At 62.2% G+C, this 24,265-nt stretch carries 23 protein-coding genes; 6 read left to right on the forward strand and 17 right to left on the reverse strand.

All coding sequences use genetic code 11. The annotated features are described in order from the left end of the window. Positions 1–144: 144 nt before the first annotated feature. The 3 genes from KQI17_RS05555 (at position 145) to KQI17_RS05565 (ending at position 2,538) form a co-directional block, all read left to right on the forward strand. Positions 145–1,029 carry a transporter substrate-binding domain-containing protein gene (locus KQI17_RS05555; RefSeq protein ID WP_216495209.1) on the forward strand — a complete coding sequence of 295 codons (885 nt, stop codon included), beginning with the start codon at positions 145–147 and terminating at the stop codon, positions 1,027–1,029. Positions 1,030–1,112: 83 nt separating this feature from the next. Beyond that, positions 1,113–1,805 carry an amino acid ABC transporter permease gene (locus KQI17_RS05560; RefSeq protein ID WP_216495211.1) on the forward strand — a complete coding sequence of 231 codons (693 nt, stop codon included), beginning with the start codon at positions 1,113–1,115 and terminating at the stop codon, positions 1,803–1,805. 4 nt (positions 1,806–1,809) lie between these two features. Further along, positions 1,810–2,538, forward strand: coding sequence for an amino acid ABC transporter ATP-binding protein (locus KQI17_RS05565; protein WP_371821966.1), 729 nt, complete (start codon positions 1,810–1,812; stop codon positions 2,536–2,538). A gap of 50 nt (positions 2,539–2,588) precedes the next feature. Here KQI17_RS05565 and spo0A read toward each other — a convergent pair whose 3' ends face one another. The 5 genes from spo0A to murA all read right to left on the reverse strand — a co-directional run bounded on the left by spo0A (position 2,589) and on the right by murA (position 8,189). Further along, positions 2,589–3,344, reverse strand: coding sequence for a sporulation transcription factor Spo0A (gene spo0A / locus KQI17_RS05570; protein WP_022017861.1), 756 nt, complete (start codon positions 3,342–3,344; stop codon positions 2,589–2,591). A 226-nt stretch (positions 3,345–3,570) separates the two neighbouring features. Continuing rightward, positions 3,571–4,644: a SpoIVB peptidase gene (spoIVB, locus tag KQI17_RS05575; protein ID WP_216495215.1), complete on the reverse strand. Its 1,074-nt coding sequence runs from the start codon at positions 4,642–4,644 to the stop codon at positions 3,571–3,573. Between the two features lie 215 nt (positions 4,645–4,859). Continuing rightward, the gene (gene ftsZ, locus KQI17_RS05580; protein ID WP_216495216.1) at positions 4,860–5,990 is read right to left on the reverse strand and encodes a cell division protein FtsZ; all 1,131 of its coding nucleotides are present in this window, start codon (positions 5,988–5,990) and stop codon (positions 4,860–4,862) included. A gap of 143 nt (positions 5,991–6,133) precedes the next feature. Continuing rightward, positions 6,134–6,853 (reverse strand): cell division protein FtsQ/DivIB, encoded by a 720-nt coding sequence (locus tag KQI17_RS05585; RefSeq protein WP_216495218.1) that lies wholly within the window; start codon positions 6,851–6,853, stop codon positions 6,134–6,136. A 79-nt stretch (positions 6,854–6,932) separates the two neighbouring features. Next, the gene (gene murA / locus KQI17_RS05590; protein WP_216495220.1) at positions 6,933–8,189 is read right to left on the reverse strand and encodes a UDP-N-acetylglucosamine 1-carboxyvinyltransferase; all 1,257 of its coding nucleotides are present in this window, start codon (positions 8,187–8,189) and stop codon (positions 6,933–6,935) included. Between the two features lie 151 nt (positions 8,190–8,340). On the opposite strand from murA, the gene KQI17_RS05595 reads away from it, so the two are divergent. Continuing rightward, entirely contained in the window at positions 8,341–9,441 is a 1,101-nt protein-coding gene (locus KQI17_RS05595; protein WP_216495221.1) for an endonuclease/exonuclease/phosphatase family protein, read from the forward strand. A 35-nt stretch (positions 9,442–9,476) separates the two neighbouring features. Here the strand turns inward: KQI17_RS05595 and KQI17_RS05600 are convergent, their stop codons facing one another. From KQI17_RS05600 to rsmD, 11 genes are all read right to left on the reverse strand, one after another. Continuing rightward, a complete protein-coding gene (locus KQI17_RS05600) occupies positions 9,477–10,598 on the reverse strand; it encodes a glycosyltransferase (protein ID WP_022019074.1) in 1,122 nt (373 codons plus the stop codon). A gap of 64 nt (positions 10,599–10,662) precedes the next feature. Next, a complete protein-coding gene (gene ftsW, locus KQI17_RS05605; RefSeq protein WP_371821967.1) occupies positions 10,663–11,796 on the reverse strand; it encodes a putative lipid II flippase FtsW in 1,134 nt (377 codons plus the stop codon). 92 nt (positions 11,797–11,888) lie between these two features. Continuing rightward, positions 11,889–12,878 carry a phospho-N-acetylmuramoyl-pentapeptide-transferase gene (mraY, locus tag KQI17_RS05610; RefSeq protein ID WP_216495222.1) on the reverse strand — a complete coding sequence of 330 codons (990 nt, stop codon included), beginning with the start codon at positions 12,876–12,878 and terminating at the stop codon, positions 11,889–11,891. Positions 12,879–12,920: 42 nt separating this feature from the next. Beyond that, on the reverse strand, positions 12,921–14,342 hold the full coding sequence (locus tag KQI17_RS05615; RefSeq protein ID WP_216495223.1) for a UDP-N-acetylmuramoyl-L-alanyl-D-glutamate--2,6-diaminopimelate ligase: 1,422 nt from the start codon (positions 14,340–14,342) through the stop codon (positions 12,921–12,923). Between the two features lie 65 nt (positions 14,343–14,407). Beyond that, a complete protein-coding gene (locus KQI17_RS05620) occupies positions 14,408–16,642 on the reverse strand; it encodes a penicillin-binding transpeptidase domain-containing protein (protein WP_216495224.1) in 2,235 nt (744 codons plus the stop codon). A gap of 83 nt (positions 16,643–16,725) precedes the next feature. Continuing rightward, positions 16,726–17,295 (reverse strand): hypothetical protein, encoded by a 570-nt coding sequence (locus tag KQI17_RS05625; RefSeq protein WP_216495225.1) that lies wholly within the window; start codon positions 17,293–17,295, stop codon positions 16,726–16,728. 30 nt (positions 17,296–17,325) lie between these two features. Continuing rightward, a complete protein-coding gene (gene rsmH, locus KQI17_RS05630) occupies positions 17,326–18,261 on the reverse strand; it encodes a 16S rRNA (cytosine(1402)-N(4))-methyltransferase RsmH (protein ID WP_371821968.1) in 936 nt (311 codons plus the stop codon). Positions 18,262–18,271: 10 nt separating this feature from the next. Continuing rightward, the gene (gene mraZ, locus KQI17_RS05635) at positions 18,272–18,688 is read right to left on the reverse strand and encodes a division/cell wall cluster transcriptional repressor MraZ (protein ID WP_022019080.1); all 417 of its coding nucleotides are present in this window, start codon (positions 18,686–18,688) and stop codon (positions 18,272–18,274) included. Between the two features lie 396 nt (positions 18,689–19,084). After that, a complete protein-coding gene (locus KQI17_RS05640; RefSeq protein WP_022019081.1) occupies positions 19,085–19,612 on the reverse strand; it encodes a hypothetical protein in 528 nt (175 codons plus the stop codon). Positions 19,613–19,614: 2 nt separating this feature from the next. Continuing rightward, positions 19,615–20,109 carry a pantetheine-phosphate adenylyltransferase gene (gene coaD, locus KQI17_RS05645; RefSeq protein ID WP_216495229.1) on the reverse strand — a complete coding sequence of 165 codons (495 nt, stop codon included), beginning with the start codon at positions 20,107–20,109 and terminating at the stop codon, positions 19,615–19,617. Beyond that, complete coding sequence (rsmD, locus tag KQI17_RS05650) at positions 20,106–20,663, reverse strand: 16S rRNA (guanine(966)-N(2))-methyltransferase RsmD (RefSeq protein WP_216495230.1); 558 nt, start codon at positions 20,661–20,663, stop codon at positions 20,106–20,108. The genes coaD and rsmD overlap by 4 nt, the downstream gene beginning before the upstream one ends. 258 nt (positions 20,664–20,921) lie before the next feature. On the opposite strand from rsmD, the gene KQI17_RS05655 reads away from it, so the two are divergent. Both KQI17_RS05655 and KQI17_RS05660 read left to right on the forward strand, forming a co-directional pair. Beyond that, positions 20,922–22,151, forward strand: coding sequence for a dicarboxylate/amino acid:cation symporter (locus KQI17_RS05655; protein ID WP_216495231.1), 1,230 nt, complete (start codon positions 20,922–20,924; stop codon positions 22,149–22,151). Between the two features lie 137 nt (positions 22,152–22,288). After that, the gene (locus tag KQI17_RS05660; RefSeq protein ID WP_216495232.1) at positions 22,289–23,254 is read left to right on the forward strand and encodes a DMT family transporter; all 966 of its coding nucleotides are present in this window, start codon (positions 22,289–22,291) and stop codon (positions 23,252–23,254) included. Between the two features lie 60 nt (positions 23,255–23,314). Here KQI17_RS05660 and KQI17_RS05665 read toward each other — a convergent pair whose 3' ends face one another. After that, entirely contained in the window at positions 23,315–24,202 is an 888-nt protein-coding gene (locus KQI17_RS05665; protein ID WP_216495233.1) for a 4Fe-4S cluster-binding domain-containing protein, read from the reverse strand. Between the last annotated feature and the right edge of the window lie 63 nt (positions 24,203–24,265).

The raw sequence follows: 24,265 nt of genomic DNA on the forward strand, positions 1-24,265 counted from the left end.
GTTTTTGCATAAATTGCACAATAAATCTGGATAACTTTTCACTATCATCGGTTGAGACGGCTATTTACAAATCCGTTCCGTAGAGTATAATTATCCACATCAAATACGAAATCGCGCATACAAATGCACGGAACGGAGGAAAAGATGAAAAACTTTAACATGATGAAGAAGCTGCTGGCGCTGACGCTCGGCGCTGCGATGCTGCTGGCCGTGATAACCGGCTGCGGCAAGAAGGACACCGCGCAGGAGCCCGCTGACGATCAGCAGCAGCAACAGGAAGAGCAGCAGCCCGCCGAGCCCGCCACCCTGCTTGAGCAGATCAAGGCCAAGGGCAAGGTCGTCGTCGGCACCGAAGCCCAGTACGCCCCCTATGAGTTCAAGGATCTCGACGCCAACTTCGCCGGCTGCGATATGTGGCTGGCCCAGCAGATCGCCGACAGCCTCGGCGTTGAGCTGGAGGTCGTGGACATGGCGTTCGGCGGAATCATCCCCGCCGTCCAGTCCGGTCAGGTGGACCTCGGCATCGCGGCCTTCACCAACACCCCCGAGCGTGCCGAGGAGATCGACTTCAGCGACCTGTATGAGACCAGCGCTCAGCTGCTGATCGTCAAGGCCGGCAACGCCGACACCTACTCCACCAAGGAATCCCTTGTCGGTCTGAAGGTCGGCGCACAGAAGGGCACCATCCAGTCCCAGCTGATCCAGTCCGCTCTGCCCGAGAGCGAGCTGTTCGAGCTTGAGAAGTACCCTGCCCTCGCCCTCGAGGTCCAGAACGGCAACATCGCGGGTCTGGTCGTCGACCAGGCGGTCGGCGAGGCGCTCGTCGCCACCAGCAACGGCGCGCTTGAAGTCTCCAACTTCACTTTTACCGCCGAGGAAGCCTCCTTCGGTAAGTCCGTCGTCATCGCCAAGGGCAATGAGGATCTGGTCGAGGCCGTGAACGAGGTCATCAACAAGGTCACTGCCGACGGCAGCTATCAGAAGGCCTACGACGAAGCTGTCGAGCTGGCTGCCAGCCTCGGTCTGTAAGTCGAACGCAAAATAAGATAACACGACCTACGGGCTTCGCCGTTTCGGCGGCGAAGCCCGCAGTGCTTTGAGGAGGAGTCCCCATGGAATTTATTGAGACGATCGGAAAGCTCGTCGTCCGCTACCACAGCTTTTTTGAGGAAGGCATTGTCAATACGCTCATCATCGCCGCATTCACCGTGTTTTTCGGCACGATCTTCGGCACGCTCATGTCCAGTATGCGCATGAGCAAAATTCTGCCGCTCAAGTGGCTGGCGGTCGCTTACATCGAGTTCATCCGCGGGACGCCCCTGATGGTGCAGCTCATGTTTATTTTCTACGGACTTCCCATGGTCGGCTTCACGCTGCCGGACATTTCGTGGATCCCGAACTTTTCGCGTTTTTCCGCAGGTATCATTGCCATGAGCATCAACAGCTGCGCCTACGTCGCCGAGATCATCCGTTCCGGCGTGCAGGCCGTGGATGTCGGGCAGATGGAGGCCGCGCGCAGCGTCGGCTTCAGCCACGGTCAGGCTATGCGCCTCGTCGTGCTGCCGCAAGCGATCAAGAACATTCTCCCCGCGCTTGGCAACGAGTTCGTCACGGTCATCAAGGAGTCGTCCATCGTTTCGGTCATCGGTCTTGCCGACCTGATGTTCCGCACGAACGACGTCATCGCTCTGACCTACAAGAGCCTTGCGTGCCTTGCCATCGCGGCGCTGTGCTACTTTGCGATGACCTTCACCGGCGGCCGCCTCATCGATCTGGCAGAAAGGAAGATGAATCATGGCAAATGAGAAGATCCTTCAGGTCGTTGACCTGTGCAAGAGCTTCCATAAGCTCGACGTGCTCAAGCACATCAGCGTTGATTTTGAAAAGAACGAGGTCGTGTCCATCATCGGTCCCTCGGGCGGCGGCAAGAGCACCTTTCTGCGCTGCCTGAACCTGCTGGAGACGCCGACCTCGGGCCAGATCCTCTTCGGCGGCGTGGACATCTGCGCCAAGGGACAGAGCAAGCACATCGACCAGCACCGTCAGAAGATGGGCATGGTGTTCCAGCAGTTCAACCTCTTCAACAACATGAACGTGATGCACAACCTGACCGCCGCGCCCACACGCATCAAGGGCATGGACAAGGAGCAGGCTGAGGCCAAGGCGCTCCAGCTGCTCGGCCGCGTGGGCCTTGCCGACCGCGCCGACGCCTATCCCAGCCAGCTCTCCGGCGGTCAGAAGCAGCGTATCGCCATCGTGCGCTCGCTGATGATGGACCCCGAGGTCATGCTCTTCGACGAGCCGACCAGCGCCCTCGACCCCGAGATGATCGGCGAGGTGCTCGACGTGATGAAGGACCTCGCCGAGAGCGGCATGACGATGATCGTCGTGACGCACGAGATGCGCTTCGCACGCGAGGTCAGCAGCCGCACCATCTTCCTCGACGGCGGTCACATCGAGGAGGATAAGCCCTCGCACGAGCTGTTTGCTCACCCCGAGAGCCCGCGCCTCGTGAGCTTCCTCGATAAGGTCCTCTGAGCCCAATACGGAAAACAGAGCCGCAGCCGCGGCTCTGTTTTTTTCATTTTTTACGCGATCTTGCCCTTGCTTTGCAGGCGGATGCGGTCGGCGATCATGGCGATGAACTCCGAATTGGTGGGCTTGCCCTTGGTGTTCGACACCGTGTAGCCGAAGTAGCGCTGGAGCGTTTCCAGGTCGCCTCGATCCCACGCAGTCTCGATGGCGTGGCGCACGGCGCGCTCCACGCGCGAGGGCGTGGTGTTGTAGCGGCGCGCGACCTCGGGATAGAGCACCTTGGTCACGGCGTTGATGACGTCCATATCCTGCACGGCGAGGATGATCGCTTCGCGAACGTACTGATAACCCTTGATGTGCGCCGGCACGCCGACCTCGTGGATGATGGAGGTCACAAGGCGTTCCAGCGCGACGGGGCTTTCCTCCTCCGTCTCCCCGTTCCGGACGGCCTGACGCATCCGCTCGAGCAGCGAGCCGGCCTCGCAGGGCTTTGCCATGAAGTAGGCCGCGCCCTGCTCCATTGCCTGCATCACCATCTGCTCGCGGTAGAAGGCGGAAACCAGGATCGTCTTCGGCCGTGCCGGCAGCTTTGCCATCCGGTCGAGCAGCGCGAAGCCGTCCAGCTCCGGCAGGATCACGTCTGTAATTACAAGCTGCGGACGTTCCCGTTCGATCATCTTCCATGCCTCCGCGCCGTCCCCGGCGCTCCCCACCACGTCAAATTCACCCGTATTTTCTATCGTCTGCTGCAGCATCGTGCGGAAATTTTCGTTGGCATCCGCCAATACGACCTTGATCCTGTTCTCCATTTGCCTGTTCCTTTTCCTTCCTCCTCAATACTTTGGCTTCGACAACCGCATTCCGACGCGAATCGGATGTTTCGTTTTGCCTTGGCTATAAACTATCACATTTGGACAATGTTTTCAAGTAGATTTTTGTCGTTTGGCACAAATTTTATACGACATCGTTCGAGCTTTTTGGGCTCTTAGCACAAACTTAACAGCAGGATAACATCTCCTGCCGTTAAGTCCTCCGTCAGGCGCTCGCCGCGCTTTGCGCCGTCATGCCGGAGGCGGAAAGCATATTTTCCGCGAGAATGCCATAACCTCTCTGCGGGTCGTCCAGCAGGACGTGCGTCACCGCGCCGACGAGCTTCCCATCCTGCACGATCGGGCTGCCGCTCATGCCCTGCACGATGCCGCCCGTGAGCGCGATGAGCGCCGGGTCGGTCACCCGCAGGAGCAGATTGCGCGTGGGCGCGGAGCCGCCGTAGAGCTTTTCGATCTCGATCTCATAGGCACACACCTCGTTGCCCCTGCAGTTTGCCAGAATGATCGCCTTGCCGGTGCGGACCTCCGTGCGCCGCGCGACGGGGATCGCCTCCCCGACGGCCTCCGGTCGGTTCTCCTGCGGCAAAACGCCGAATATGCCGCACTCCGTGTTCGCGTAAAGCGAGCCGAGGTCGCGCGTCAGATCAAAGTCGCCGCGCAGCTCGCCCGGCGCGCCGCTCGCGCCGCGCTTGACCGCCTTGACACTTGCCGCCATCACGCTGCCGCGCGAGAGCGGCATGAGCTTGCCGGTGTCCACGTCCGTGATGCCGTGGCCGAGCGCCGCGAACGCGCCCGTCTGCGGGTCATAGAAGGTCACCGTGCCGATGCCCGCCATGCTGTCGCGGATCCACGCGCCGAGGCGACACACGCCGTCCTGCCCTTTTTTCGGACAGACGGCGAGCTTCACGAGCCGGCCGCCGCGGCGCACGCCGAAGGCTGCCTCTCGCTCTCCGTTCTCCGCAAGAAGCGACTGCAAATGCTCCGTCGAGCCGATGGTGACGTCGTTCATCGTCAAGATCAGATCGCCGGCCTTCATGCCGCCCTTCTTCGCGGGAGAGACGGCGCCCTCGTTCTCCGAAAGCCCCACGACCAGCACGCCCTCGGCAAAGAGCTTCACGCCGATCGCCTTGCCGACCGGCACGAGCAGCTGCGTCTCTCCGCCCGGGTCCGGCGCACTCACGGCTCCCGCCGGCACGAGCAGGGCGGCGAGTGCAAAGACCAATGCCGCGCAGGCGGCAGCGCCATGCCGCCTGCTCCGTTTCCGTCGCCTTTCATCCATCCCATCACCTCTCCTGTTCAAAAGGAAATCGTTTCCTTTTGAAATTTTTTTGCCGCGTTTTTGCTTGCGGCCCCGTTACTTTTTGCAAAAGCGCAAAAAATAGCCCGCACAAAATCTGTCGGCATTGGCATGGAAATGACTTGCTTTCGCGGCAGGGAGACGAAAAAAGAAAACCGCAGGTCAAAACCTGCGGTTTTCGGAAAAATTCGGAAAAATCAACGCTCGCGATTGAAAATCTTGAAGATGTCGGCAAAGGGATCGTCTTCCTCCTCAGTCTTCTTCTCCGCCTCGGCAGCCGCCTTGTCCTCTTCATAATTGATGGGCTCGATGCTGGGCTTCGCCTCCGCCGCCTTCTTTTCCTCGGCAGGCGCGGCAGCCGCGGCGCTCTTACCGTCGGCAAAGCCGGTGGCAATGACCGTGACGCGGATCTCGTCGTCCATCGACTCGTCGAAGGTCGCGCCGAAGATGGTCAGCGCGTCGGGATGCACCGCGTCCTGCACCAGCGACGCGGCCTGCTCGACCTCCTCAAGGCCGATATCCATGGAGCCGGTAACATTGATGAGCACGCCGCGCGCACCGTGGATGGAGGTCTCGAGCAGCGGGCTGGAGATGGCCATGCGGGCGGCCTCCTCGGCCTTGCCCTTGCCCGCCGCGCGGCCCACGCCCATGTGCGCCATACCGGCGTTCTTCATGATGGCGGTGACGTCGGCAAAGTCGAGATTGATGAAGCCGGTGTCGCGGATGAGGTCGGAAATGGACTGCACCGCCTGACGCAGCACATCGTCCGCGATCTCAAAGGCGTTGGCGAAGGTGATCTTCTGATCGGTCGCATGCTTGAGGCGCTCGTTGGGGATAATGACGAGGGAATCGACCTTGCCCTGCAGCTCCTCGATGCCCTTTTCGGCCTGCTGCATCCGGCGGCGGCCCTCAAAGCCGAACGGCTTGGTGACGACGCCGACGGTCAGGATGCCCTGCTCGCGGGCGATCTCGGCCACGATGGGCGCGCCGCCCGTGCCGGTGCCGCCGCCCATGCCGGCGGTGATGAACACCATATCGGTATCCTCCAGCGCCTTGGAGATCTGGGCGCGGCTCTCCTCCGCGCTCTTGCGGCCCACCTCGGGATCGCTGCCCGCGCCCTGGCCGTGAGTCAGCTTCTCGCCGATCTGGATCTTATAGGTAGCGCTGGAAACGTTGAGCGCCTGCTTATCAGTATTGACCGCGACGAAATCCACGCCGCGGGTCCCGGAGCGCACCATGCGGTTGACCACGTTATTGCCGCCGCCGCCGACGCCGATGACCTTGATCCTGACGACGTTTTCAACGCCGGTATCCAATCCGAATGCCATATCGGTTCCTCCTACTATCTCTTGTAGAATGCGGGCGGATCATGTCGGTGCCGCCACAACATCAAGTGTATTCTGAAACAAGTCTATTGTATAACGCTTTTTTCTCGCGGTCAATAGCCGCGCGCGATTTCCCGAAAACTTTTTTACGCGCCCGGCGCGGACGGGATAAAGTGCATCTCGCCCTTGGACTTGAGCAGCATATAGTTGATCTCGCCCGTCTCGTTCGACTCCAGACCGTTTACCAGATCCTGCACGCTGCGGAAAATATAGTCGAGGTCGGAATCCCATGGGAGCCGCACGGTGAAGCGGCCCAGATAGGTGAAGGTGATCGCCTCGGCATCAGACAGGTCGACGCTCCCGATGCCCGCGAGCATACCGTAACCGCCCGCCGTCCGCACGAGGGTGAGCAGTGTCTCCGTCGTCAGCGTTTTCTCCTCACCGAGCGAGAGCTGCGCGCTCAGCGCGGGCGACTCCGGCTCGACGCCCGTGATGCTCGGGCAGCCGGACGGCAGCGTGTCGGTCCGCTCGAGGAGCTTACCGTTTTCGCTGATGAGCCAATAGCCATCCGGCGTGACGACGCCCGCCGCCGCCGCGCACTCCCGCACCGTGATAACGATGGTGTCCGGCAGAGCGCGGTTGATCGTCGCCTCCTCCACATAGGGCAGCTTTTCAAAAATAGCCTGTGCGGCGCTGTACTTGTTGAGCAGGAAAAGGTTATCCTCGATCTCGATGCCCGAGGCCGCGACGACCTCCTCGCTCGTGTAGCGCGCATTGCCGCTCACCGTGATACTCTGCACCTTGAAGAAGACCGTCAGCGCCGCGACGACCGCGCCGGCGATGAGCAGGATGCACAGGAGCTTCATCAGGAAAGAAAATCTTCCTCGCCGGCGTCTGCGATTCGTGCTGCGATTTCGTGCCATAGCTTTTGTATCCTTTTCGTTTCTATGTAGTCTCCCGGCGGATCTGTGCGCCGAGCGCGGCCAGGTCGCGCTCGATAGCGTCGTATCCGCGATCGATGTGCGTGAGCTCCGTCACGCGGGTCGTGCCCTCGGCGGAAAGTCCCGCGATCACCAGCGCCGCGCCGCCGCGCAGGTCGGTGCACTTGACCGCCGCGCCGTGCAGCGTCCTCACGCCGTTCACCACCGCCACGCGCCCCGCGACGCGGATCTCCGCGCCCATGCGTGAGAGCTCGTCAACGTGTCGGTAGCGGTTTTCAAAAATGTTTTCGACAAAGACCGTGCAGCCCTCGCTCCTGAGCAGCGCCGCCATCAGCACGGGCTGGGCGTCGGTCGGAAAGCCCGGATAGGGCGCGGTACGCACGGGGCGCACAGAGCGCAGCGCTCCGGTCGAGCGCAGGGAAACGGCGTCCGCCTCGCTCCTCACCTCGCAGCCGCTCTCGGCAAGCGAGAGCGCCACGGCGGACACCGCGCGGTAGTCCACACCGGTGAGCCGCACCTCGCCGCCCGCCGCCGCCGCGGCGCAGAGGTAGGTCGCGCAGACGATGCGGTCCCCGATGACGCGGTGCGTGCAGCCGTGCAGCGCCGTGCCGCCCTCGACCGTGATAATGGAGCCGCCCGCGCCGTTCACCCGCGCGCCCATGCTCCGCAGCAGCGCCTGAAGATCGACGATCTCCGGCTCGCGGGCCGCGTTGTAGATGACGCTTGTGCCCTCCGCGCCGCAGGCGGCGAGAATGGCGTTCTCCGTCGCGCCGACGCTCGGAATGGCGAGGGTGATGTCCGTGCCGCGAAGGCATTTCGCCTTGCAACGCAGCTCGCCGTAGCGCTCGGTGATCTCCGCGCCCAGCTCACGCAGGGCGGCCAGATGCAGGTCGATGGGCCGCGGACCGAGCTCGCAGCCGCCGGGGTAAGATAAAACCGCCTCCCCCTGCCGCGCGAGGATCGCGCCCAGAAAAATGATGGACGAGCGCATTTCGCGCATCAGCTCGTCAGGAATGTCGCAGCGCGCCATCGGCGCAGTGTCCACCTCCAGCGCTGTGCCGTCGCGCCGCACGCGGCAGCCGAGGTGGCGCAGGATGGCGACGGACGCGTCCACGTCGCGCAGACGCGGACAGTTCTCGATGCGGCAGACGTCCCGCGCGAGGATCGTCGCCGCCAGCACGGGCAGGACGCTGTTCTTGCTGCCCTGTATCGTCAGTTCTCCGTGAAGCGGCGCGCCGCCCTCGATGCTCAGATAGCTCATGTGCCGTTCCTCCCTTTCCCGATGGGTCAACAAACTAAGCCATAGTATGCGCCCACGGTGCGCCGTGGTTCCGGCGCGGGAGGAAAAGGGTGTGTACTTTCGCGGTGTTTTATGGTAAAATTCCAAAAAAATCCAAAAGCGAGGTCATATCATGAAGGGAAAAACGATCTGCAAAACGCTTGGGCTCGTACTGCTCGCGCTGCTCATTCTCGTCGTGCTGTACGTCGTCTATGTGTTCGCGAGCTACCACCGCGTCGGCGACCAGAGCCTCAGCGTAATGCATTGCAGCAGCAGGGACGCAGTCCCCATGGAGGACGCGGTCGAGACCGGCGCCGTCTATCGCGTCACGTCCGCTAATGTAGGCTTCGGCGCCTACAGCGCCGACTACAGCTTCTTTATGGACGGCGGCAGGGAGAGCCGCGCCCGCAGCCGGCAGGAGGTCGACCGGAATATGCGCGGCATTGTCGCGTTTGTCGAAGCCCTTTCGCCCGACTTTGCCCTCTTTCAGGAGGTCGACACCGACGGCACACGCAGCTGGCATATCGACGAGACCGCCTATCTGAGCGACGCCATGACGGGATGCGAATTTGACGAGGTGTTCGCGCAGAACTACGACAGCCCCTATCTTTTCTACCCGCTCATTCAACCCCACGGAGCGAATCAGTCCGGCATCGTGACGCTTTCGCGCCACCCCATCGCTTCCGCTGCGCGGCGGGAGCTGCCGGTGGAGAGCGGCTTTATGAAGCTCCTTGACCTCGACCGCTGCTATTCGGTCAGCCGCATCCCGACGGCGAGCGGCAAGGAGCTTGTCCTCTATAATCTCCACCTCTCTGCCTACACCTCGGACGGCGCCATCGCCACCGAGCAGCTTGAGCTGCTGTGCGCGGATATGCTTGCGGAATACGAGGCGGGCAATTACTGCGTCGCGGGCGGCGACTTCAACAAGGACCTGCTCGGCAATTCGCCGGAGATCTTCGGTGTGGCCGCCGGGGAAAACGACACCTGGGCGCAGCCCATCCCGGAGGGAACGATCCCCGCGGGGCTGACGCTCGTCGCGCCCTTTGACGAGACCGCACCCGCCGCCTCCTGCCGCACGGCGTCCGAGCCGTACAGCATCGAGACGACCTTCCGCCTGACGGTGGACGGCTTCCTCGTGAGCGATAACGTGGAGGTCGTGGACAGCGCCGTGCTGGACGCCGGCTTCCTCTACTCCGACCACAATCCCGTGTGGATGGACTTCAAGCTCAACTGAATATGCTCTGAGCCTGCGGCTTGCGCCGCAGGCTTTTATTTGACAAGCGCCATGACGGTCTCATAGATGCGCTCGGTCGCGTCGCGCACGCCGAGTCGGAGCGAAGCCTCGTGCATCGCCGCGAGCCGCGTTTCGTCGCGCAGCAGCGCGGCGGCCTCCGTAAACAACCGCTTGCCGTCCAGCCCCTCCTCGGGCAGGACGAGCGCCGCGCCGTGCTCGCCGAGCACGGCGGCGTTTTTCTCCTGATGATGGTTCGTCACATTCGGCGACGGCACCAAAATGGCGGGAACGCCGAGCGCGGTCAGCTCGCTGAGCGTGGACGCGCCCGCGCGGCAGATCACAAGGTCGGCGGCGCGCATAACGTCCGCCATGTCGTAGATATACTCACGCACGTCGAGCGAGGGATGGTCGCGCAGATCCACGCCGTACCCGCTCACCCACTCGTGCATTTTCTGCCAGCCGAGCGAGCCGACGGAGTGGACATGGTGGAACGGCTCCTTTGCCGCCTCAAGATAAAGAAGCTCCGCCGTGACGCGGTTCATATTTCCCGCGCCGAGGCTGCCCCAGAAAGAAACGACGAGCGGGCGGCCGTCGTTCACGCCGAGCTTTTCCTTGGCCTGCGCCTTCGTCTGCGTGAAGAAGTCGCCGCGCACCGGCGTACCGGTGACGACCACGCGGTCCTTGTGCTTATAATACCGCCGGCAGTCCTCAAAGCCGACGAGAATGCGGTCGCAATGGTTCTCGAGCAGTCGGGTCGTCAGCCCCGGAACGGCGTTCGACTCGTGCACCGCCGTCGGAATGCCGCGCGCGTGGCCGTAGCGCACGACGGGATAGCTCGCGTAGCCGCCCGTACCGACAATGAGGTCGGGCTGAAATTCATCGAGAATAGCGTCCGCCTCACGCTTCGCGTGCATCAGATTGCGCACGGAGACGAGGTTATGGCGCAGCTCCTTCGGCCGAAGGGAGCGGTGGAAGGACGAGATGTTGACTGTGCGGAACGGATAGGGCGTGTGCGCGATCAGGTCGCGCTCCAGTCCGCGCTCCGCGCCGACGAAGAGGATGCGGGTCTTCGGGTCTCTCTCCCGCAGGAAGCCTGCGAGCGCCAGCGCGGGGTTGACGTGTCCCGCCGTGCCGCCGCAGGTGAAAATAACGTTCATGCCTTCCGTCCCCCTTTCTTCCTCGCGGCGGTCTGTTTTCCGCCGCGGCATATTTTTGAGCTTTTCAGCCTGGCGGCATCTGCCGCGAAACACTCAGCACCACGCCCATCTCCGCCAGCTGGATGGCGAGCGCCGTGCCGCCGAAGCTGAAGAACGGCAGCGAGATGCCGGTGTTCGGCACAAGATTCGTCACGACCGCGATGTTTAAGAAAACCTGTAAGGCGATCTGCGTGGTAATGCCCACGACAAGAAGGCTGCCGAAGCGGTCGCGCGCGTGGAGCGCGATCCAGTAGCCGCGGATGATGAGCAGCGCGAAGATGGCCATGATGAGCGTTGCGCCGATCAGGCCCAACTCCTCGCAGACGATGGAGAAGATGCAGTCGTTGTGCTCCTCAGGCAGGAAGAGGAACTTCTGCCGGCTCTTGCCGAGGCCGAGACCGAGGAGACCTCCCGAGCCGATGGCGATGAGGCTCTGGCGCGTCTGATAGCCCGTGCCCGTCTTAAAGGCGTCGTTGAGCGGGTCGAGCCAGATGGCGATGCGCGAGGAGTTGTAGGTGATGAGGCCCGAGAGGAACGCATACGCCACCGCCGCCACGCCACCGATGCCGATGCCGACCCAGTAGCCGCGGATGCCGCCGACGAACATCATCGCCGCGCCGATGCCGAGAATGAGCACGGTGCCGGAAAGGTGCGGCTCGAAGTACATCAGCACCGCAATGAGGGCAAGGATAAAGCCGTAGGGCAGGATACCGTAGCGGAGCGTCCTCATTTTGTCCTTCTTTTTGGAGATGCTGTCGGCAAAATAAAGGATGACGCCAAGCTTGGCGATCTCCGACGGCTGAAACCGCATCGTGGTGCCCGGGATACCGAGCCAGCGCGTCGCACCGTGGCTCGTGATACCGACGCCGGGAATGATGACCGCGACGAGCAGAGCGATGGAAATGCCCAGCGCGATCTTGGCCACGCCGCGGAAGCGCGCGTAGTTGATGCGCCCGATGACGACCATGGCGGCAAGGCCGAGCGTGGCAAAGGCCGCCTGCCGCTTAAAGTAGTACAGCGGGTCGCCCGACTCATAATAGGCAGAGGGGAAGCTCGCCGAGAGGAGCATGATGAGCCCCACGCCGGTGAGCAGCAGCACGAGCAGGAGAAACGGCACATCGATGGGTCCGCGGCCCGCCTCCTTCGCAGCGGCCTCCATGCGCTTCATGTGCTCGCGCTGTTCGCGCCGCAGCTCGCGCTCCTCCTTCGTCATACCGGTTCACCTCCCCCGATCGTTTTTTGAAATGTGCCTTAGAAGTGGTATCTTCCGATCACGCCCCAGAGCGCCAGCATACAGAACACGGCGGAGACGAGCGTGAAGATGGTCACGAGCTTGACCTCGCTCCAGCCGCAGAGCTCAAAGTGATGGTGCAGCGGCGCCATCTTGAAAATGCGCTTGCCGTGCGTCGCCTTAAAGTAGGCGACCTGAATGATGTCCGAGAGCGTCTCGCAGATGTAGACGATGCCGACGAGCAGCAGCACGAGCGGCATATCGTAGGCGAACGCCAGTCCCGCCACCGCGCCGCCGAGAAAGAGCGAGCCGGTGTCGCCCATGAATACCTTGGCGGGATGGAAGTTATAGACGAGGAAGCCGATCAGTCCGCCGACCATCGCCGCGGCAAAAACGCCGAGGTCATTCTCATAGCCCCACCACGAGCCGACCACCGCGAAAAACAGCGCCACCGGCACCGTCACGCTGCCGGCCAGACCGTCGATGCCGTCCGTGATGTTGACGGCGTTGACCGTGCCGACGATAACAAAGGCGGCGAAGATCATATAAACGATCCACGGCAGGATGACATAGGTATTGGCGAACGGAACGTAGAGGTTCGGCGTCAGCATCCCCTCATAGCGCATCAGGCAGAGAAACACCACCGCCGCGGCAAGCTGGAGGGCAAACTTCTGGATCGCCGTCAGGCCGAGATTCCGGTGCATTTTCACCTTCTGAAAATCGTCAAGAAAGCCGATCAGGCCGAACACGGCGGCAAAGGCAAACACATAGAGGTGCGCGAAGCTGCCCGCGCGCATGGCGTCCCAGCCGAACACGAGAATGGTGACGAGGATGCCGAAAATGAACATCAGTCCGCCCATCGTCGGCGTGCCGGACTTGCCGGCGTGCCAGGTCGGGCCGTCCTCGCGGATGCTCTGCCCCGCCTTGAGCCTGCGCAGCTCGGGGAGCAGAAAGCGTCCGGTGACAAGCGTGATGAGAAAGCTCACAATGCAGGCAGCGATCAGTTTCATAGCGTATTCCTTCCGCCGCGCAGAGCGCGGCTCTTTCGTTTTTTATTGGCTCAGATGCTCGCGCACCACCTGCCGCTCGTCGAGCGGCAGCGTCTCGGCGCCGACCACCTGATAGGTCTCGTGTCCCTTGCCCGCGAGCACCACCACGTCGCCGGTGCGGGCGTGGTCGAGCGCGTAGGCGATGGCCTCGCGGCGGCTTTCCAGCACGGCAAACGGCGTCGCGCTGTCCGCCATGCCGGCGAGGATCTCGTGCAGAATGGCGTAGGGGTTTTCCGTGCGGGGATTATCCGAGGTGACGATCACCTCGTCCGCGAGCCGCGCGGCGATGCGCCCCATTTCGGCGCGCTTCGTCCGGTCGCGGTCGCCGCCGCAGCCGAACACGACGAGCACGCGCGCGTCGGCAAAGCCGCAGACGGTCGAGAGAATATTTTTCAGCCCGTCGGGCGTGTGCGCGTAATCAATGAGCACGGTGTAGTCCGTGTCCGTCGGCACCACCTCCGCCCTGCCGCGCACGCCCTGACAAAGTGAGAGGGCCTGCGCCGCGTCCCCGATCGGAATGCCGAGGGCCTGTGCCGCGGCGAGCGCGGCGAGCGCGTTGTAGAGCGAGAACGCCCCGGGAATGTGCAGCGTCACGGGGACGTGCTCGCTGTCGCTGCACGCGGTGAAGCTCACGCGGTCGGCGCAGTAATGCGCGTCCCAGCCGACGAGATCGTTTGCAAGTCCCTGCCCGAAGCGTGTGACCGGACAGGTCACATTTTCGAGCAGCCGCGGCGTCCACGGATCGTCGCCGTTGACGGCGGCGGCGCGGCATTGGCGGAACAGACGCGCCTTGGCGTCGCAGTAGGCTTCCATTGTACCATGGTAGTCAAGATGGTCCTGCGTGAGATTGGTGAACACGCCGAGCGCGAAGTCGATCGCGCCGGCACGCCTTTGCACGAGCGCGTGGGAGGAGACCTCCATCACCACATGGGTGCAGCCCGCGTCCGCCATTTCGCGCAGCAGACGCTGGAGCGTCAGCGCGTCGGGCGTGGTGCGCTCGGCGGGCAGAACGGCGTCGCCGATCATGTTCTGATTCGTGCCGATCAGGCCGACCTTTGCGCCCAGACAGCGCTCAAGGAGCTGCTTGAGAAGATACGTTGTGGTCGTCTTGCCGTTCGTGCCGGTCACGCCGACCACCGTCATGCCTCCCGCCGGATCGCCGTACCACCTCGCGGCGAGCTTTGCCGCCGCCTCGTGCGCGTCGGGGATCAGCACACAGGGCACGCCCTCGGCCGCGTGCTCGGTCACGACGCAGACCGCGCCGCGCGCGGCGGCCTCTTTTGCGTAGTCTGCGCCGTCCTCCCGCGCGCCATGCAGGGCGAGGAAAAGGCTTCCCTCTCCCGCCGTGCGGGAATCGAGGGTGAGGTCATGTATCTCCGTCCGCGCGTCCGCGCGGAGGAGTCGGAAGTGATCGAGGGCGCTCAAAAGCTCGCCGAGCTTCGTAGGCGCGTCGTCCTTTCTCCGTCAAATCTTGCTCTCTTTTGCGGTTTTTAATCCGTCACCGAGCTGTCGCTGAACTGGACGCGCACCACCGTGCCCGCCGCGACCTCCGTGCCCGGCATCTCCGACTGGGAGATGGCGCGCACGCTCGCGGAGCTGCCGCCGGTCGCGCCGGAGACGGACATGATGAGCCCCGCGTCGGTGAGCTTGCGGTTGGCTGCCGCGGCGCTGTCGCCCACGACGTTCGGCACGATGCACAGCTCCGTGGATTTCTCCGCGCCGAGATAGAGGATGATCTCCGCGTTGTTCGGCACGATCGCGCCGCCGAGCGGCGTCTGGTCGGTGACGGTCTCGCCGTCGCCGACGGTGCGGCAGGAGAAGCCCTCCTCCTTGAGCTTTGTCGCCGCCTCGTCGCGCTTGAGCCCGACGACGTTCGGCACGGTATGATCCGCGCCGACGAGTTCATCGGCGCTGTAGGTCGGCTCGATGCCGAGGTAGGGCAGTATCTCCGCCATGATGCTCGATGCCACGGGCGCGGCCATGTTGCCGCCGGAGCGGTAGGTGCCGGTGTCGTTGCTGGCGCTGCTGAGGGTGAGGAGCATCATGATCTGCGGGTCGTCCGCCGGCGCGCAGCAGGTGAACGAAACGGTGACGCTCCCGTCGATCTGGTCGGCGGTGCCGGTCTTGCCGCCGATGCGGTAGCCCGCGACCTTGCCGTTCTTGCCCGTGCCGTACTCGACCTCGTACTCCATGATCTCGCGCACGGTCTTGGAGGTATCCTCGGAGATGACCTGCCGCAGCGGGGTGGTGTCGTGGCGATACTTGACGTTGCCGCTCTGGTCGAGCACCTCGGAGACGATGTAGGGCGTGCGGAGGTAGCCGCCATTGGCGCAGGCCGCCTGCGCGTTGATGAGCGAGAGCGGCGTGACGTTGAAGTTCTGACCGAAGGCGTAGCACGCCAGCGCCAGCGTGGAGTATTCGATCTCCTTGTTGACAAAGCCGCTCGCCTCGCCCGTGGTGTCCACGCCGGTCTTTCCGGTGAGGCCGAAGGCCTTCATGTAATTATAGAACGTCGTGTTGCCGAGGCGCAGGCCGATGTTGATGAACGCGGGGTTGCAGGAATTGGCGAACGCCGTGATGAGGTCCTGATGACCGTGACCGGGCGCGCGCTTGGAGCAGTTGATCTTCGCGCCCTCGATGACGACATAGCCCGGGCAGTTGAAGGTGTCGGACATTTTGACCTTGTTCTCCTCCAGCGCCATGGCGAGGGTGAGGATCTTGAAGGTCGAGCCGGGCTGGAAGGTGTCGTTGATGGCCTTGTTGCGCCATTGCATATTTTGCAGCGTGCCGGCCGCCGCGGCAAGCTCCTCGTCGGTCATGCCGGCGGCGAGCATCTCCTTGTTGTAGATGCTCGCGGGGGCGTTGAGGTCGTAGGTCGGCAGCGACGCCATCGCGAGGATGCCGCCGGTGTTGACGTCCATGACGATGCCGGTCGCGCCCACGCCCGTGCCGTAGCGGCTCTCGAGCTCCTCAAGGCCCTTTTCAAGGTAATACTGCACCGTCTTATCGAGGGTCGTCACCAGACTGTCGCCGTTCTCGGCGTCGAAATACTGCTCATACTGATAGAGCAGCGCGTTGCCGTTGGCGTCGCGTGCGGAGACGACCATGCCCTTTTCGCCGGTCAGCTCCTCGTCATACACGGCCTCAAGGCCGTAGGCGCCGCCGTTGGCGTTGACAAAGCCGATGACGTGCGCGGCGAGCGAGGAATAGGGGTAGTAGCGCTTGGAGGTCGGCTCCAGAAAGACGCCTTTGATGCCGTTGTCGCTGATAAACACGCGGACTTTGTCCGCCGTCTCCTGCTCGACCTTCTTCTTGATGACCTTGTACTGCGAGGCGGTGTCCTTCATATCGTCGAGGATGCCGCTCGGGTCCACGCCGAGGATCTCGCCGAGGCCGTTTGCGATCAGATCTTGGTCCTGCTCGTTTTTGGCAACGTCGAGAGGCGAGACGCAGACGTTCTCCGCCGTGGAGGAGAGGGCGAGAATGTCGCCGTTTTTATCGTAGATGGTTCCGCGGCTCGCCTCCACGGTCGTGCGCAGCGTCTGCTGGCGCACGGCGAGCGTCTTGAGCTCGTCGTGCTGCTTGATCTGCAGCTTGTAGAGCTGGGCAAAGAGCAGCAGAAACGTGCCGATGCCCAGCAGCGCCAGCAGCAGAAGCGTCCGCTGCTGGATGATGCGGTTGGCGCGGCGCGCGCTGTCCGGTTTTCTTTTCGGGGGTGTCGGCACGGTCTTTCCTCCTCATACGGCAAGGGGCATAATGGCAAAACAAGGAGTAAGGAAGCTCCTTACTCCTTATGTATAGGCTTCGCTCAACTGAAATATTCCACCACGCTGAAAACGCCCCGCCCCAGCGAGGTGAACACGCGGCTGAGCACGCTGACGTTCTGTGCTTCGCAAAGCTCCACGCTGTCCGGCGCGGAAAGGTCGATGTAATTGATCTGCGAGGAGCTGGGCTTGTTCATGCCCGCGGCGGCCGCCGCCGCCTTGACCGTTTCGAGATCAAAGGTGCGCTCGTACTGCGTGAGCAGCGCGACGTGCTCGGCGTCGAGCGTCTTGAGCTCCTTCTGCATCGAGACCACGTCGGCGGAAATGCTCGTGAGCTGCGCGTAGCTCATCAGCACGACCACAACCATCGCGGCCAGCGCGGCAAAGCCGAGCACCAGCACGCCGGAGACTCTCTGCCGCTCGCGCACGCGCGGACGGACGGCCTTCTTTTCCCGGCGGCGCGGCGGACGGATGAATTCCTCGCGCGGCTGCTCCCGCTGCTCGCTCTCGCGGCGCGGCGCACGCCGCTCGGCGTAGCGCTCATCGTAGGCGAGATTGCCGACCACACGTCCGCCGCGGTAGCTATTCGGTTGTCTGCGGCTCGTGCGTGCCATAGCGCTCTCCTTCGTGAAAGATTTGCTTTCTCAGCATTTTTCCGCCACACGCAGCTTGGCGCTGCGGGCGCGGGGATTTTCATTCAGCTCTTCCTCGCCCGAAACGATGGGCTTGCGGGTGATGAGCTTCATTTTGGGCTTCTTGCCGCACACGCACACCGGAAACTCCGGCGGACAGGTGCAGCCCGTGGCGAGCGCTTGCAGCTCGCGCTTGACGATGCGATCCTCGAGCGAATGGAAGGTGATGACCGCGAGCCGCCCGCCCGGCTTGAGATTCTTCTCGGCGGCGCGGAGCATCGGCGGAAGCTCGCCGAGCTCGTCATTGACCGCGATGCGAATGGCCTGAAAGCTCCGCTTGGCGGGATGCTGCTTTTCGCGCAGCGCCGCGGCGGGCATCGCCGAGCGGATGAGATCCGCCAGCTCCAGCGTGGTTTCGATGGGCTTTTCCGCGCGGTACGCGCAGATCTTCTTCGCGATGGCGGGCGCGTAGCGCTCCTCGCCGTATTCGTAGAGGATGCGCTTGAGCTCCTCGTAGCTGACGGTATTGACCAGCTCGCGCGCGGTGTAGGGCGCGCTCTCGTCCATACGCATATCGAGCGGCGCGTCCTGCTTGTAGGAAAAGCCGCGCGCGGCATCGTCGAGCTGCGGCGAGGAAACGCCGAGGTCAAAGAGCATCCCGTCCACACCGCGGACGCCCAGCTCACGCAGCACGTCGTCGAGTGCGCTGAAGTTGGAGTGTACCAGTGTCACGCGGTCCATATAGTCCGCGAGCCGCCGCTGCGCTGCCTCGATGGCGGTCTCGTCGCGATCGAGGGCAATGAGCCGTCCTCCCGCCGTCAGGCGGCGGACGATCTCCAGCGAGTGGCCCGCGCGGCCCAGCGTTCCGTCGAGGTAAACGCCGTCCGGCTTGATGGCAAGCGCGTCCAGACATTCGTGCAGCAGCACCGGCTTGTGGCCGTAGTTGATCTCTTCCATCTCAGAAGCCCAGCTCCTCCATCACGGCGGCGAGGTTCTCGGGGTTGAGCTCCTCGGCCTCCAGCGCAGCCCAGCGCTCCGCGTTCCAGATCTCGGCGCGGTTCGATACACCGATGATGACCACGTCCTTGTCCAGCCCCGCGTAGGCGCGCAGCTTCTGCGGCAGCAGGATGCGGCCCTGGCTGTCCGGCTCGCACTTGGCGGCATTGGCGAACAGCGGACGCATGGCCTTGGTCTTGGTGTAGGGCAGGCTCTCGAACTTCTCGGTGAACTTCGCCCAGCTCGCGTCGGAATAGACGCTCAGGCAGGAGTCCATGCCCATGGTGACATAAAAGGTCTCGCCCAGCTCCTCGCGGAGCTTTGCGGGGATGAACACTCTGCCCTTGGCGTCGATGCTGTGCTGATACTGGCCGGTCAAAGCGCTTCCCCCTTTCGGCGATCCTTGAAGCTGCTGTGAAGAGGGCAAAGCAGCGGCTCCCTCTTTTTTCGGGGAAGTCGCTCGGCTCCACTCTCCTGCACTTTTGGGTCAGCAGCACCACTTTTGCACACTTGGCACCACTTTCCCCCACTTCGTATTTTGAGTATACATAAAACGCTTTTGAAATGCAAGCAGAAATTTTCTTTGTTTTCAGGGCTTTCACGCCCTTTTCTGCCAAATTCTTCCAGCGTTTTCCGCCGGAACTCAAACGCGCGTTTTATTGTCGAAAGGGTGCGAAAAAACGCGCCACAATATCTTGTGGCGCGTTTTACCTTTATCGCAAAATATGTTCAAATTAAAAAACGCTCGAAAAGCCTTTGTCAGATGTAACGAATTTTACTTGTCCTCTTTGTCGTTTTTCTCCAAAGACTTGTTCAGCTCCTCGCGGCGGCGCTGCATCTGCTCGTTGGACGCGGCGCGGAAGCGCACGCGCGTCTGCTTGACCTCGTCAAGCGCCATCTGGACCGCCTCCTCCGTGCGGCGCAGAACATCCTCGGAGTAGTCGTTCGCCACGCGGTACATCTCGCGCGAGCGCTCCTCGGCACGGGTGACGATGTCGTGGCCCTTGGCGCGCGCAGCGGTGAGCACCTCGCTCTCGGAGACCTTGCTCTTGGCCTCGAATTCCGCCTTCTGCATCATGCGCTCGACGTCGCGCTTGGCAGCCTCCACATACTCGTCGCGGGCGCGGACGAGCTCCTGCGCGCGCTTGAGCTCCACCGGCATCTGCGCGCGGATCTCGTCGAGCAGGTCGAGCGCCTCGTCGCGGTTGAGCACGCACTTGTCGTTCGACAGCGGCGCGTTCTTCGCCTCGTCGATCATCTCATACAGCATATCCAGCAGCTTCTGTACATTCTCTTCAGCCATCGTTATCCCCTATCCTTTCCTCTTATCCGAGCCGCGGCCGCAGCCGGCAAATACTTCTCGAGCGGCTGATGATACTTCACCATCTCGCGCGCCATGGTCGATGAAATGTGCTGGTGCGCGGGCTCGGCGCACAAAAGCACCGTGTCGAGCGCGCCGCCGGACACATCCTTATAAATGAGCGAGAGCTGATACTCCGCATCGAAATCCATACTGTTCCGCGCGCCGCGCACGAGAAAGCGCGCGCCCTTCTGCGCGGCAAAGTCCGTCAGCAGTCCGTTCCACAGCGCCGCCTCGACGTTGCCGAGCGGTGCGATGCTCACGCGCATCAGCTCCAGCTTCTCCCTGTCCGTGAACATCGGGTGCGTCTTTTCGCCGTTCGGCACGATGGCGACGTACACGCGGTCAAAGAGCTGCGCCGCGCGCTCGATAATATCCATGTGGCCGAGCGTCACGGGGTCGAAGCTGCCGGGAAACACGGCGATGCGTTCCTCTCTCATGTCGTCTCCTCCCCATCGCGGCGGTAAAGCGTGACCTTGATTCTGCCGTAGCGGTACTCGCGCGCGACGCGGTAGGGCACGCAGAGCTTGGGCAGCTCCTTTTCCGCCGGACTCTCCGCGATCATTATACCATCGGGCGCAAGAATGTCAAACCGCGCGATGTGCGCGACGGCGCGCTCGAGCAGATCGTCCGCGTAGGGCGGGTCGAGGAAAATGAGGTCGAATTTCTCACGCAGGGCATTGAGATAGGCCATCGAGTCGCCGCAGACGACCTGCGCGCCGTCCTCCAGCCGCGTGAGCGCCAGATTCTCACGGATGAGCTTCACCGCGTCGGTGCGCCGGTCCACGAACACGGCGCGCTGCGCGCCGCGCGAAAGCGCCTCGATGCCGAGCTGTCCCGTCCCCGCGAAGAGGTCGAGCACGCGCGCGCCCTCCACCTCGAACTGGATGGCGGAGAAAATGCCCTCCTTGACCTTGTCGGTGGTCGGGCGGGTATCATAACCCTTTAATTCATTCAGCCGGCGCCCGCGCGCCGAGCCGGTGATGACTCTCATACCGTTTTCCGTTCCTTCTTTCGGTTTCTTTTTACATCCTACAAAAAAGCGGCGCACATTGCAAGTGGTCACGCAAAAATATTTTTCCGCATTCGCTTCCCGCTTTTTCGGATAGCCTTGTCGAAATTGCTCAAAATGAAAGTTTTCCTGCGCCTGGTCTTGCAAAATATGTTCAGATGCGGTAGAATGTAAAAACTCTTATAAATCGCATCTATAAGCTGTCGTTTATAGGAGAAATTTTAGGAGAGAGTGTATATTATGGAAAAGAAAAAGCTCAGTCTGCCGGCACAGATCTTCATTGCTCTGCTGCTCGGTATCGTGGTCGGCCTTGCCTTCTACTTTATGGGCAAGCCCGAGATCACGACCAACTACCTCAAGCCCTTCGGCACCATCTTCGTTAACCTCCTCAAGTTCATCGTCGTTCCCGTTGTCCTGCTGTCCATGATCGACGGCATCATCTCCATGGGCGACATGAAGAAGGTCGGCTCCGTCGGCTGGAAGACCGTCGCGTACTTCCTGGTCACCACCGCCGTCGCCTGCGTCATCGGCCTTGTGTTCGCCAACATCTTCAACAACGCCGGCCTCTTCCCCACCCTCCAGCTGGTTGACGGTCAGGTTTGGGAGAAGGCCACCAGCGCAAACTTCATGGATACCCTCATCGGCATCTTCCCCAGCAATATGTGGGAATCCTTCCGCACCGCCAATATGCTGCAGGTCATCGTCATCGCCATTTTTCTCGGCGGCGGTATCCTCGCCGCGGGTGAAAAGGGCAAGCTCGCGCAGGACATGGTCTCCACCCTCTATGCGGTCATCGAGCGCGTGATGGCGTTCATCATCTCCCTCAGCCCCATCGGCGTGTTTACCATGATGGCATGGGTCGTCGCCACGCAGGGCCCCGAGATCCTCGGCTCCCTCGGCATCGTCCTCGGCTGCGCCTACCTTGGCTACATCGTCCACGCGGTCCTCTGCTACTCCGTCTCCGCCAAGGCGTTCGCGGGCATCAATCCCATCACCTTCTTCAAGAAGGCGTCCCCCGCGATGATCTTCGCCTTCACCTCCACCTCCTCCGCCGCGACCATTCCCCTGAGCATGGAGTGCTCCGAGGACCTCGGCGCGGAGAATGATATTTCCTCCTTTGTTATCCCCCTCGGTGCGACCATCAACATGGACGGCACCGCCATCTACCAGTGCGTCGCCACCATTTTCCTCGCCACCTGCTGCGGCATGACGCTGACCCTCGGCCAGATGGTCACCATCGTTGTCACCGCGACCCTCGCCTCCATCGGCACCGCCGGCACGCCCGGCGCGGGCATGATCATGCTGGCTATGGTGCTCCAGGCCATGAACATCCCCGTCGATATGATCATGATCATCTACGGCGTGGACCGTCTGTTCGACATGGGCCGCACCTGCCTGAACATCACCGGCGACATGTCCTGCGCGCTCTGCGTCACCAAGTGGGAGAGCAAGAAGACCGCCGTCAAGTAAGGCAAGCACCCTCGCCTTCAAACGCATACCAAAAGAAGTGCTGTTTCCCACGGGAAGCAGCACTTCTTTCTTGCTTTTTTCGGAGTGCGGGCATACAATGGGCGGTGCTCCATCACAGGAAACGGAGGAACGACGCCATGAACCGGAAGCGCGGTTATCTTTATATTCTGCTCGCCGCCATGATCTACTCCACCACCGAGGTCGCGCTCAAGGGGCTCGGCGGCGTCTTCGTGCCCATGCAGATCACGGTCGAGCGCGTGCTCATCGGCGCGCTCTTTCTGCTGCCCTTTGCCCTGCGCAGCCTGCGGCGGAACGCCATTCGCCTCACCCGCTCCGACTGGAGCTACTTTGCCCTGCTCGGCTTTCTGACGGTCACGCTGCACATGTCGCTGCTCCAGATGGCCGTGCTGCACATGGACGCCTCGGCGACCTCCATCATCTACTCCGGCAACCCCGTCTTTGCCCTCGCCGCCGCGCACCTGATCCTGCACGAGCCGCTGAAACGGAACCACCTCATTGCCATCGGCATCGAGCTGATCGGCATCCTCTTCATTCTCAACCCCGCGAAGCTCGAGGTCAGTCCGCGCGGCTTCGCGGAGATCCTCACGGCGACCGTTCTCTTCGCCATGTACGGCACACTCTGCAAGCTGCGCATCCCACGGCTCGGCGGGCTGGTCATCACGACCTTCAACATGGTCCTCGGCGGGCTGGAGCTGCTCGCGCTCCTGCTGCTCGGTCACATCCCCGCCGTCGGCGCGCTCTACTGCAGCCTCGGGCTGGACATTTTCGCCGACGTGCCGTTCTTCACCGGCTTCACGCTCAGGTCCGCGCTGCTGCTGTGCTACGTCGGCATCTTCTGCGCCGCCATCGGCTTTCTGCTCACCGCCAAGATCACGGAATACACCTCCGCGACCGAGGCCTCCTTCGTCTATCTGATCAAGCCCGTTCTGGCAACGCTTCTGGCGGTGGTCTGCTTCCGCGAGACCATCAGCGTCAACCGCATGATCGGCCTTGTCTTCTTCCTCGCCGCCTCGCTGTGCGTCAGTGTGCCCGTGCTGCGCGAGATGCGGCGGGACGCCGTTACGGCACAGCCGCCGCGGTAAGCCCATTTTCACGCAAAAAAGCTCCGGCCGTTTTCACGGTCGGAGCTTTTTCATCCGGTCTCAGAAATCAACGGTGCCGTCAAGGACCTTGAGGTCATAAGGTTCAAAGACGACCCTGCGGTACTTCTCCACATCGAGCGGCACATTCGTCCAGTCGGAGTGCAGGTCGCCGTTCTGCTTGATGAGAATGTCGTAGAGAATGTCGTAGGTCACGCCGTCCTCGCCGGTCTCCACGATGGTGGAATAGGGCAGGGTCTTATGGTAGGTCATGTGCAGGCCCTTGTACTCAAAATGGAAGCCGTTGCGCATCCGGCAGCCGTCGAGTCCCCTATAGGTGAACTGCTTTTTGAGGTCCTGCAAAATTTTGTCGTGCTCCTCCTCATAGAGGTTCTCGGGCGTGGTCTCGGTGTAGTCGTAACGAAACTGGATGGGAATGTTGTACTTCCGCCAGCGCTCGACATACTCCGTGAGCTTGTCCGCGGGATAGTTCTTGTAGAGCACGCAGTTGATGCGCTTGGGCGTGGCGATAGCGGCCACGACCTCGTCGGGCGATTCCTCGACGTAGCGCTGCAGATGGCGCGAAACGTTGATGCAGGTGATCTTGTCCGCGTTGCGGCGGGTGAAGTCGATCATCTCCTCCGCGCTGCAGCCGGGCTGCACGGGGAACGTGGTGTTGATATACACCTTGTGCGTCCCGGGGATCGCGTCGAGCATCCGCTGCAGGTCGCCCAGCTGGGCGAACGGCTCACCGCCGGTGAAAACGAAGTCGCATTCCGGCGTGATGGCGTCCATCACGGCAATGGACCTCAGAATCGCCTCGACGCTGAAGCCGGTGCAGTCGGCATATTCCTTTTTATTGATACAGAAAGGGCAGTGGTTGCGGCAGTCATACGGCACAAAAATGGTGACCGTCGCCCCGCCCGACCTCGTTTTGTAGGGGTGGCTCATAGCAGTTGTGTCCGTCCTATTGCAAAATTCGATAAATAGTTTACTCCTGTAAACGAGAAAATG

Origin of the sequence: Oscillibacter sp. MSJ-31 (assembly GCF_018918025.1) — a bacterium.
In the GTDB taxonomy this organism is placed as follows: Bacteria; Bacillota; Clostridia; order Oscillospirales; family Oscillospiraceae; genus Hominicoprocola.